Origin of the sequence: Streptomyces clavuligerus, assembly GCF_005519465.1 — a bacterium.
Taxonomy (GTDB): Bacteria; Actinomycetota; Actinomycetes; order Streptomycetales; family Streptomycetaceae; genus Streptomyces; species Streptomyces clavuligerus.
In genome coordinates this window covers 1,629,779-1,641,296 of the sequence record NZ_CP027859.1, presented here as the reverse complement: position 1 = coordinate 1,641,296, position 11,518 = coordinate 1,629,779, and the positions used below count along the sequence as shown (strand labels likewise).

The 11,518-nt window shown below is 72.9% G+C and carries 5 protein-coding genes; all 5 read left to right on the top strand.

Annotated features, from left to right (window positions below; translation table 11 throughout):
- The first annotated feature begins 209 nt into the window (after positions 1-209).
- The 5 genes from CRV15_RS35040 (at position 210) to CRV15_RS35015 (ending at position 11,495) form a co-directional block, all read left to right on the top strand.
- Positions 210-1,637: a beta-propeller fold lactonase family protein gene (locus tag CRV15_RS35040; protein WP_230864283.1), complete on the top strand. Its 1,428-nt coding sequence runs from the start codon at positions 210-212 to the stop codon at positions 1,635-1,637.
- 380 nt (positions 1,638-2,017) lie between these two features.
- A complete protein-coding gene (locus CRV15_RS35030) occupies positions 2,018-3,010 on the top strand; it encodes a terpene synthase family protein (RefSeq protein WP_003963698.1) in 993 nt (330 codons plus the stop codon).
- Positions 2,997-4,562, top strand: coding sequence for a prenyltransferase/squalene oxidase repeat-containing protein (locus CRV15_RS35025; RefSeq protein WP_003952642.1), 1,566 nt, complete (start codon positions 2,997-2,999; stop codon positions 4,560-4,562). The genes CRV15_RS35030 and CRV15_RS35025 overlap by 14 nt, the downstream gene beginning before the upstream one ends.
- A 469-nt stretch (positions 4,563-5,031) precedes the next feature.
- Positions 5,032-10,014, top strand: coding sequence for a non-ribosomal peptide synthetase (locus CRV15_RS35020; protein WP_003963697.1), 4,983 nt, complete (start codon positions 5,032-5,034; stop codon positions 10,012-10,014).
- Entirely contained in the window at positions 10,011-11,495 is a 1,485-nt protein-coding gene (locus CRV15_RS35015) for a class I SAM-dependent methyltransferase (protein WP_003963696.1), read from the top strand. The genes CRV15_RS35020 and CRV15_RS35015 overlap by 4 nt, the downstream gene beginning before the upstream one ends.
- Positions 11,496-11,518 lie beyond the last annotated feature (23 nt).

Here is an 11,518-nt window from a genome sequence, read left to right as displayed (position 1 = left end):
TTGGCCTGAAATCTCCTTGCCGGGAGGGTGACCCCACACAAGATTCTTTACCTGTTGTCACCATCCATGCGCCGGCTGTGATGCCGCTGTGCCGCGGACGGCCCGCCCGGACGGTGACGGCGTACCAGATGTGTTGCTCCGTACCGCCCGCCGTGCTCCCGGTGTCACCAGAGGGTGAGGGAGCGGCGGGAGAAAGCAGAAGGTGTGTCGTGCGTGTGGTGACGAACAAGAGGTTGTGCCGGGCGGGCCGGGGTGCCGCCGTCTGGGCGGGGGCGCTGGCGCTGGCCGCGTCCGGACTGGTCTCCCAGACCGCGCAGGCGGCCCCGGCAGCGGCGGGATCGCCGCGGGCGGCGCAGCCGCCGGCGCATCCGACGGCGTATGTCTCCGCGCTCAACAGCCGGACGGTGACCGCGATCGACACCGTGACCGGTGAGACGGTGGCCAGGATCCCGGTGGGTGTCGAGACGGCGAAACTGGCGGTGTCGCCGGACGGTTCCCGTGTCTATGTCGCCGGTCAGTACTCCGGCGGTATCGGTGTCATCGACACCGCGACCAACACCGCCACCAGCTTCAGCGTCGGGGGCCTGCCGACGGACATCGCGATCACCCCGGACGGCACCCGCGCGTACATCGGCGACAGCTTCCAGCGGCAGGTCAAGGTGTACGACCTGGCCACCCAGACACAGATCACCACCGTGCAGACCATCGGTGACGTGTACGACGTCGAGATGAACCCGGCCGGGACGGAGGTGTACGCCTCCCTGTCCGTGGCCGGCGGGGTCCAGGCGATCAGCACCGCCACCAACACCGCCGCCCGGGGCATCCGCACCTACGGCCACCCGCGCTCCGTCGCCTTCGGCCCGGACGGCACCCGCGCCTACGTCGCCTCCGGCGGCAACGACCAGTCCGTCGCGGTCGTCGACACCACCACCCGCACGGTCGCCGCCACCGTCACCACTGGCAGCGACGTCATGGCCACCCGCGTCACCGCCGACGGAGCCCGCGCCTGGACCGCCAACGCCGGCAGCGACAACCTGTCGATCCTCGACACCGCCACCAACACGGTCACCGCCACCGTCCCCGCCGGGGACGGCCCCTACGACATCGCCTTCACCCCCGACGGCCGCCACGCCTACGTCCCCAACGTGGCCGGCCGCACCGTGTCCGTCATCGACACCACCACCCACGCCACGACCGCGAGCATCCCGTTCTCCGAGCAGCCCGCCTATGTGGTGATCACCCCGGCCCGCCCCGAAGCCGACCTGGCCGTGGCGTTGGCCGCCACCCCGGTGCCCGGTCTGACGGGCCGGATCGACTACACCCTCACGGTCACCAACAACGGCCCCGCCACCGCCGCCACCGGCACCGTCACCACCACCCTGACCGGCAGCACCACACCCACCAGCACCGACTGCGCCACGGGTCCGGGCACGGTGCGCTGCACCCTCACCGACCTGGCGCCCGGAGCCAGCACGACCCGCACCTTCCGGGTCCCCGTCGGTCTGCTCAGCCTGGGCGCCCCTTACACGGCCACCGCGACCCGCACCGACTCCACCCCCACCGACCCCGATCCGGCCAACGACACGGCCAGCCGTACCTGCACCGCCACCACCTCCCTCATCATCCGCTGCACGTGACACGTCCACACCTCTGATCCCCGTAACAGCAGGCGGGGCCGGTGACCGTCACTCCGGTCACCGGCCCCGCGTCCGCGTTTCCAGGGTCTTACCGGGGTCCCGCCGGGGTCTCACCCATCATGATTTCGCCAATCCGTTCGCATGGTCGACCACCGGTCCGGCCGGGTTCCACGATCGGTCGGCCGAACTCACCGCCCAGGGGCGGTCGGCCGTGTGAGGTCCGGTCCGGACCGGGCTTGTCGCACCGCCTTCCCGCTCCCGGCGGGCGCTGAGCCGGTTTCGGCCAGGGCGCGAGGGCTCGCACTGGTGCACGCCGGACGCCTTCCGCTACTACATGGCCACTCAAGACCCTGGAGTCAGGTGGAGTCGGAGTGGTGGCGATGGGCGACGCGCACGGCGCACCCGGGGCGAGAACGGGCGGGACACCCCCCGAGGTGTCCCCCGCGCTGGTCGAGCGGCAGTTGCTGACCTGGGCGGAAGCGCTGGCGTTGGTGGACGGTCCGGAGGAGCGGGCGAATCTGAGCGGGATGGGGTTGCACCACTACGCTCTCGCGGTGGTCTCCCGCCGGGAGCTGGAGCCGGTGGCGCTGGTGGCGCAGTTCGCGGCGCTGGTGTGCCTGCTGGACGACGCGTTCGACCGGCCCGGTGTGCAGGCCGACGAGGTGGCGGCTCTGGCCGGGGGGCTGCGGGCCGTCCTGGACGGGACGGCGGAGCAGGGGCGGGGTCCGTTCGAGCATGCCCTGAACGATCTCGTGACCCGCGTCGGCGGGGAGGCCGACGGGTCCTGGCTGACGCGGTTCACCGCCGGTTTCGCCGACCTCCTCGACGCGTGCGTCGAGGAGGTCCGCGTCCGCGCGAACGGCGAGGTACTGGCACTGGGCGCCCGGATGGCGCTTCGTCGCCGGACGTCCGCCGTCGTTCCGGCGCTGCACATATTGGAAGCGGCGGAAGGAATCCGGCTCCCCGGAGCCGTGGAAACCCTCGACGCCGCCGGGGACATGCACAGGGCGCTGGCGGACGCGATCGGCTTCGCCAACGACCTGTTCTCGGTCGGGAGGGACCGGGCCCTGGGGCACCCGAACCTGGTCGAAGCCCTCGCCGCAGAGGGTGACGGTTGCCTCCGGACGGCCCGGGAGCGGCTGCGGGAGATGTGCGCGCGGCGCCTCGACAATTTCGACGCCGCCGCCGGGAAGCTCGTCCGAGAAGGCGCTCTCCCCCCTGCGGACCGTGCGGAGGCCGAACGGTATGTGACGGCCGCGCGCCGGTTCGCGGCCACCGCCCGGTCGCTGCCGGAGCTGGGCCGCTACCGCGACACCGACCCGGCCCGGGAAGCGGGCACGACCCCGAACGGAGAACGGGATGCGGCGCTCTGACGAACAGGCCGCCGTCGCGGGTGCGGAGGCCGTGCGCGACGCGGTCAGACTGGTCGCGGCGTCGACAGCGGCTCTGGTGGCGGAGGACGGCCGGTATCCGGGCACGTGCGAGAGCCGGGTGCTGGAGTCGGCGGCGGCTCTGCGGCTGTTGCAGCTCCTGGTGCCGTCCGATCCGGCCGTGGCCCGGGCCCGCGGATTCCTGTGCGAGGCCGGGAAGAAGGAGCGGGCGTCGGAGCTGGACCGGATGGTGGTGGCGGCGGCGCTCGGCACCGGCGTCCCGGCCGGACCCGAGCTGACGGACAGGCTCCTGACGGGCTTCACCCACTTCACCGCCGTGCGCAAACGGCTCCTGCTGGAGACGCTGCTGTACCTCACCGGCGCGGTCGACCGGGTCGCCGAACCCGTCTGGGAGGCGTTCGAGGCCCGTCATCTACAGGTGTGGAAGCAGATCGAGATGACCGCCTGCAAGGCCGTCCTCGCCGCCGCCCTCGGCCGGCCGGAGCGGGTCACCGCCGAGGATCTCGCCCTGCTGGCCGGGACGGTGCGGGCCGGTGAGGTCTTCGAGGGCAACCTCCTGGACCATGTGCTGCTCCTGCACGCCCTGGCCCGGCACCCCGGGCACGACGGCCCGGTGCGTACGGGTCTGGCCACGCTGATCGCGCGACAGCGGCCGGACGGAGGCTTTCCGCTGGTGGCCGACATGGACCCGGTGCTGACCGGTCTGGCGGGCACCGCGCTGGCCGAATCCGGGGCCGACCCGGCGGCGCAGGCGCGGCTGGGCGACTGGCTCGCCGCCCGCCAGCACCCCTCGGGCGCGTGGAACTACACCGCGGAGACCTCCCAGACCGACATCGAGACCACGTCCTTCGTCCTCGAAGCCCTGGCGTCGATCGACCCGGCCCGCCACCGCGGCGCGCTCCGATCCGGATGCGCCTATCTCGCCGGTATGCAGAACACCGACGGCGGCCTGCCCCTGTACGCGCGCGGCAACCCCTCCGAGGCCGCGACCACCGGTGAGGCCGTCACCGCCTGGGCCCGTACCGACGCCGACCGGTACGCCGCCCGTATCGAGGACGCGGTGCGCTTCCTGATCGACGGCCAGTGCCCGGACGGGACATGGGGCCTGGAGTGGAGCGCCAGCGAAGGCAATGTCATTCTGCGTGCCGTCTACGCCCTGCTCCGCGCCACCGACGCGGGTGTCCTGCCCGACGGCCTCGCCCACCGGGCGGGCAAGGCCGTCGACATGGCCGTCACCCGGCTGCTGACCTCGCAGAACAGCGATGGAGGCTGGGGCTTCCGCCCCACCCGGCACAGCGACGCGATCTCCACCGCCTACGCGCTGACCACCCTCTCCCTGGCGGGCCGCCACCAGGCCGCACCCGCCGGAGCCGCCTTCCTGTGCTCCCGCGTCGACACGGCCGGGCGGGTCGACGCCGAGTACGACACCTACTCGCCCCGGCCGCTGATGATCGAGATCACCAGCCTGCCCCGGGTGTATGTCCTGCGCGGCCTGGTCCACGCCGCCCGCAGCCTCGCCGCCCTGCTTCCCTGACCGGGCCCGCCCGCCCGCCTTCGCAGCCGTCCGTCCCGCCTTCGCCCCGGCCTCCGGCCCGGCCTGCTGCCTGCTGCCTGCTGCCTGCTGCCTGCTGCCTGCTTGCTGAGGACCGCGCGCGCCGGTGAGGTTCCGCGCGCCCCTGCCGTACGGGCCGCATTCCCCGTACGTTCCACCCGCTTACCGCTTCATCGCGTTTCCCTCTGATTCGTTCAGGTTCCTCTTGTTCATCACTGTGAACGGGCGATCCACTACATATATACGCATCACAACGGCACTTCGGTTGAATATTAAGTTGAATTTCGAACCTCGGGTGGGATGGGCGCGTGATGGGAGGAAGAACCGCACACGTCGACGGCAGTGAGTCCGCCAAGGGGTGGTGAGTCCCGCCGAGCCGGGACGGCACCATCTCCTGCCACCTGCCGCTGAAGACGTTCCGATCCACCCGGATGAAGGGAACCTCCAGCCCATGCGACGTCCTGAACAGGGTTGTTCACCCGAAGAGGTCGAGGACGAAGTCCTTGACGCCGAACGATGGGAAGCCTTCGGCGAAAGGTCCGAGGAACACGGCATCGTCCCTGTCACCGCCGTGGCGGCCGCCTGCGCGCTGGTGGCCGGGGCCTGGGACGGGGATCCCACCCGCCGGTCCGTCGCCGACCGCGCGCACCTGCTGCCCGCCGGGGAGCGGAGCGGAGGGGCCTTGCTCACCGGCGGACCCACGCGGGTCCGCGTGAGCTTCGCCGTCCTCGGGACGGATCCGGCACTGACCCTGCGATGGTCTGCCGAGGAGAGCACGGGAACCGAGGAGAGCGCGGGAACCGAGGAAGGCAGCGCGGCGAAGGAGGCCGAGGAAGACACCGAGGCCGGGGAAGGCGGGGAAGCCGCGCGGGCCGGGAGGGCACTGCCGGGCCACACCGCCGGTCTCCACGCCGCCACCCGGCGCCTGCTCTCCCTGCTGGCCACGGACGACGCCGCCTGGAGCCGTACCGACCTCGGCTGGATACCCGGCTTCGACCCGATCCTCCCGAACGAGCCGCCCGCCCGCTGCGGCCCGCTGGACGGACCGGTGCGGCAGGCCATGGCCGCCCGCCCGGAGGCACCCGCGCTCCACACCGCCGACCGGACCGTCCGCTTCGGCGAACTGGCCTCCCTCGTCGACGCGTTGCGCGCCCGTCTCGATGAACGGGGCACGGGCCCGGGCGACGTCGTCGCGGTGGCCCTGGACAAGAGCCCGGAACAGATCGCGGCCGTCCTCGCGGTGGTGGGCGCCGGGGCCGCGTACGTGCCGATCGGGGCGGACTGGCCCGCGGAACGGGTCTCCCAGGTCATCGAACAGTCCGGCGCACAGACCCTGCTGACCACCACGGACCTCGTGGAACAAGGCAGGGTACGGCCCTCCGTCGGCCTGCTGACGGTCGACACCACGCCGCCCGCCCCGCCCGCCGGGCAGGGAGGGCCCGCCGAAGACACCGCCGGACCTGACGACCTCGCCTATGTCATCTACACCTCCGGCTCCACCGGCACCCCGAAGGGCGTCGCCGTCGAACACACGGCGGCCCGCAACACCGTCGACGACATCACCGAGCGGTTCGGCGTCGGACCCGACGACAGCGTGCTGGGCCTGTCCGCCCTGAGCTTCGACCTGTCCGTCTACGACATCTTCGGCGTCCTCGGCGCGGGCGGCCGGATCGTCCTGCCCGACCCCTCCGCGCAGCACGACCCGGCGCACTGGCGGGAACTGGCCGCCACCCACCGGGTGACCGTGTGGAACACCGCGCCCGCGCTGCTGGAGATGCTGGTCGACCACAGCGAGGGCGACCCGGAGCAGGCCCGCGCCGACCTCTCCTCGCTGCGCCTGGTCCTGCTCAGCGGCGACTGGATACCCGTGACCCTGCCCGACCGGCTGAGGGCGCTCGCCCCCGGGGCCCGGGTGATCAGCCTGGGCGGCGCCACCGAGGCGTCGATCTGGTCCATCCACCATCCGATCGGCGAGGTGGACCCCGCCTGGCGCAGCGTCCCGTACGGTGTCCCGCTGCGCGACCAGTGGTTCCACATCCTGGACGAGGAACTGCGGCCGGTGGCCGTCGGAGCGGTCGGCGAGCTGTTCATCGGCGGTGCGGGACTGGCCCGCGAGTACCTGGGGGACCCCGAGCGCACGGCCGAGCGGTTCCTCGTCCACCCGGTGACCGGCCACCGGCTGTACCGCACGGGCGACCTCGGACGCTGGCACCCCGACGGGACCATCGAGTTCCTCGGCCGCAACGACCGCCAGGTCAAACTGCGCGGCCACCGCATCGAACTGGCGGAGATCGAAGCCCGGCTGGCCTGCCACCCGAGGGTGCGGCAGTCGGCGGTCAAGGTGCTGCGCGCCGGGCAGGGCGACCGGCTGATCGCCTACGCGGTCCTGCACGGGCCGCTGTCCGACGCCGAGCAGGTACTGCACGAGCACCTGGCGGCGCTGCTGCCCGCCTATATGCTGCCGAGCCGGATCGTCCGCCTCGGCAGGCTGCCCACCACGGCGAACGGAAAGATCGACTACGCCGCGCTGCCCGACCCGCACACCGATCCCGAGGCCCCTGACACACCCGCCGACGCCCATCGGGTGCCCACCACCCCCGCGGAGAAGGCGCTGGCCGGGATCTGGTCGGAGATCCTCGGTATCGACGACATCGGTCTGGACGAGGACTTCTTCGGGCTGGGCGGTGACTCGCTGCTCGCCGCCCGGATGGCCGGAGCGGTCAAGGCGCGGCTGGGCGTCGCGCTCCCGGTGTCCGGTGTCTACGACGGCTGCACCCTGGAACAGTTCGCCCGGATGATGACCGACCGGGACGACCACCGCCCGGCGGCTCCGGAGGCCCTGGCCGCCGACCCGGACGAGAGGTCGTTCCCGCTCACCGATCTGCAACAGGCGTACTGGATCGGTCAGCAGGATCTCTACCGGCTCAGCTACCACTCCGCCCACTTCTCTCTGGACTTCGAGGCGGAAGGGCTGGACCCGGCGGCGCTGCAACGGGCCGTGGACCGGATCGTGGCCCACCAGCCGATGCTCCGCGCCCGGCTCCTGGACGACGGACGGCAGGAGATCCTCAACCCTGAGCAGGTGCCGGCCTACCCGCTGCGCGTCCGGGACCTGCGCGGACTCGGCGCCGCCGAGCAGGACGCGACCGTCGAGCACACCCGGGAGGAGCTGGCGCGCAGCGGACCCCGCCCCGAGTCCTGGCCGCTGTTCGACCTCCGGGTGGACCTGCTGACGGAGCGCGTGAGCAGGCTGTACCTGTGTTGCAGTCTGCTCATCGCGGACGGGTGGAGCTTCAACCTCTTCTTCGAGGAGTTGTTCGCCGTCCACGGCGACCCGGACGCCCGTCTCGAACGCCTGCGGGTGACCTTCCGCGACTATGTGCTCGCCCGCGAGCGGCTGCGGGCGGGCGACGACTACCGACGGCACCGGGAGTACTGGCTGCGCAGGCTCGACACCCTGCCCCCCGCCCCCCGGCTCCCCCTGGTGGACGCCCCGGAGCGGTCCCGTACCGACCTCATGACCCGCCGGGTCGGCGGGCTCGGACCCGCGTCGTGGCAGACCTTCCGGGCCCGCTGCGCGGAGCGCGGCCTCACCACCTCGATGGCGCTGGCCGCCGCGTACGCGGAGGTGATCGCGCGGCGGACACCCGAGTCGCGGTTCACCCTGAACGTGCTCTACTTCAACCGGCTGCCGCTCCACCCGGACTTCGGCCGTACCCTCGGCCCGTTCGCGACCACCACACTCCTGGAGACGGACGGCTCGGCCGCGTCGGATCTGACCACTCGCGCGCTGCGGCTCCGCCGGGACCTGGGCAGGGCGGTCGCGCACGACCTGTTCTCGGGTGTGGACGCCATCCGGGAGCTGACCCGGCGGCAGGGCGCCACCGATGTGCCGCTGATGCCGGTGGTCTTCACCAGCACGATCGGGTTCAGCTCCTGGTACCGCAGGCCGCAGACCGAGCAGATCACCGTCCGGGACGTGTACGAACGCGTCCGCACCCCCCAGGTACACCTCGATCTCCAGGTGTACGAGCAGGACGGCGAACTCCGGTACAACCTGGACGCCACCGAGGAACTGTTCGTGCCGGGGACGATCGACACCCTCGCCTCGGACCTCCAGGAACTGGTCTGCCAACTCGCGGCGGGCGACGGGGCATGGGAACGGGCCATCGGCACCGACCGGCGGGCGGACGGCACGGACGACGCCACACTGGTGCTGCGCCACCCGATGGCCGCCGTCGCCCCCGGCGCGGACACCCACCAGGCGCCGGACGGCCCGGTCGAGGAAGCGCTCTGCGCGCTGTGGCAGCAGGTGCTCGGAGTGGACCGGATCTCCGTCACCGCCGACTTCTTCCGGGCGGGCGGCGACTCCCTGCTCGTCATCCGGCTTCTCACGGCCGTGGCGCGGGAGTTCGGCCGACACCTGCGCCCGGCCGCGTTCCTGGCCGCGCCGACCGTACGGGGCCTCGCGGCCCTGCTGGACGGCGCGCCCGCGAGCGGCGGGGCCGGCGGCACGGCCGAGGACGGCGCGATCACCGTGCTGATCCGGCCGGGAGCGGACAGCAGGCCCCTGTTCCTGCTCCACCCCTCCGGCGGCGATGTGCTGTGCTACGCGCGGCTCGCCCGGCTGACCGGCGACCGTCCCGTCGTGGGCGTCCAGGACCCGGCCTCGCCGGACCGCCGCGCACCCGCCGACGGCGCGGCCACCGTCCCGCAGATGGCCGCCCGCTATCTGCGGGCGATCCGCGCATGGCAGCCGCACGGCCCGTACGCCCTGGCCGGCTGGTCACTGGGCGGGGTCCTGGCCCAGGAGATCGCCTGCGGACTCCAGGAGGCCGGTGAACGGGTGTCCCTGCTGGCGCTGATCGACGCGAACGCCCCGGACGCCATCGCGGCACGCGGCTGGCTCGACGAGCCCGGCGACGCGTATCCGATGCTGCGCCTCGCCCGGTCCCTGGAGGCCCGCCACGGGCTGCCGCTGCTCGCCGAGACCGATCAGGAGCTGACCGCGCTGCCGGGGCCGGACCGGGCCGAGCGGGTGGCGGACCGGCTGTCGGCCGCCGGGCTGCTCCCCCGGGACGGCGCGCTCCATGAACTCACGTTCCGCACACGGGTGTTCGAACGGCATCTGCGCGCGCTGCTGGCCCACCGGCCGCGTGCCTTCCACGGGGACGCCCTGCTGTTACGGGCCGCCGAGCCCGCGCCGCGCAACTCCCGTACGGGCATCGGCGTGGACGACGCCCGGGAGGCGGAGCTGCTCGGCTGGCGGCCGCACATCACCGGTGCCGTGCGCGAGGTCACGGTTCCCGGCCACCACTACGACCTGATCGAGGAGCCCGGGGCCGCGGTGATCGCCCGGGCCATCCAGCGGCAGATACAGCAGGAGAGCCGGCCGGGCGGCCACGGGGGACTCCGGCGGGGAGGGACGCGATGACGGCCGACGGAACGGTTCCCGGTCAGGGAAGGGCAGCCGAGGAGAGGGCCGCCGCCGAGGCCCGCGCCGTCGAGCAGGTGACGGCAGCACTCCTGGCGCTGGATCTGGTGGCCGCCGCCCGGGTCACCGTCGAGCCGGACCGCCGGGGCCGTCGCCGGCCCGTCGCCCAGGTCGTGCTGGCACCGCAGGCCGTCGAGGAGTCCCGGGGGAGCACGGCAGCCGCCGCCGACCTGATCCACGACTGGCAGGACGTCTACGAGTGGACGTACACCCGGAGCGACCGTCTGATCGCCGCCGATCTCAACCTCAGCGGCTGGCACGACAGCTACACCGGTGAGCCGCTGGAGCAGCGGCAGATGCTGGAGTGGATCGACAACACCGTCGATCTGGTCGGCGGGACGGGTCCGTCCCGGGTGCTGGAGATCGGCTGCGGCACCGGGCTGCTGCTGTTCCGGCTCGCGCCGCGCACCGAGTGGTATCTCGGTCTCGACCTCTCCGCCACCGCCATCTCCTATCTCGGGGAACGGCTCGGTCCTGCGACCGGACGGGTCCGGCTGATGCAGGCGTCGGCCCAGGACATCGGCGCACCCGGCTTCACCGGCCGCTGCGCCGCAGCCCTGCACGGTCTGCCCGCCCCGCACCGGCCGGACACCGTGCTGATGAACTCGGTCACCCAGTGCTTCCCGTCCGCCGCCTATCTCACCGACGTCCTGGACGCGGCCGTCGCACTGCTCGGGCCCGGCGGCACCATCGTGGTCGGGGATGTGCGCAACCTCGCGCTGCAAGGCGCGTTCGCGACCTCGCTGGAACGGGCGGCCGGTCCGGACCCGGCGGGCGCCGAGCAGGACCGCCGGGTGGCCGAGCGCATACGGACGGAACGGGAACTCCTCGTCGACCCGGCGTTCTTCTCCGTGTGGGCGAACGGCCGGCCGCGCCCGGTCCGGGTGTCGGTACGGCCCAAGCTCGGGACGGCGGAGAACGAACTCAACCGCTTCCGCTACGACGTCGTCCTGACCGTCGAACCGACGGTCGCGCGGACGTGCGGCACCGTGTCGTGGCAGTGGCACGGGACGGACGGCCTCGCGGACCTGCGGGCGACCGTCAGGTCCGCGACCGCGCTCGGCCGGGCGGTCCGGGTGACCGGGATACCCAACCGCCTGGTCCGGCCGTTCACCGCGCCGCATCCGAGCGGTGCGGGGGTGACCCCCGCCGAGCTGGCCGAGGCCCTGGCCGGTCTTCCGGCCCAGGTGTGCCTCTCCCCCACCGGCCGGACCGAGGGCGATCTGGCGGTCGTCGCGGCACCTCGCGGTCTGCACTGCGAGCTGTGGGACGAGCCACCGGCCGACCCGGCGCGGCTCGCCAATGAACCGTTGACCGCCTATCTGGAACGCAAGGCCCCCCAGCTCCTGCGTCAACGGCTCACCGACCGCCTCCCGGCCGGTCTGCTCCCCGGCCGGATCACGGTCGTGCCCGCCCTCTGACACCGCCGCGCATCCGGACGGAC

What these genes read in the sequence shown, in the direction of transcription:
- CRV15_RS35015 (WP_003963696.1), top strand. Translation starts at nt 10,011, where the DNA reads ATGACGGCCGACGGAACGGTTCCCGGTCAGGGAAGGGCAGCCGAGGAG.
- CRV15_RS35020 (WP_003963697.1), top strand. Translation starts at nt 5,032, where the DNA reads ATGCGACGTCCTGAACAGGGTTGTTCACCCGAAGAGGTCGAGGACGAA.
- CRV15_RS35025 (WP_003952642.1), top strand. Translation starts at nt 2,997, where the DNA reads ATGCGGCGCTCTGACGAACAGGCCGCCGTCGCGGGTGCGGAGGCCGTG.
- CRV15_RS35030 (WP_003963698.1), top strand. Translation starts at nt 2,018, where the DNA reads ATGGGCGACGCGCACGGCGCACCCGGGGCGAGAACGGGCGGGACACCC.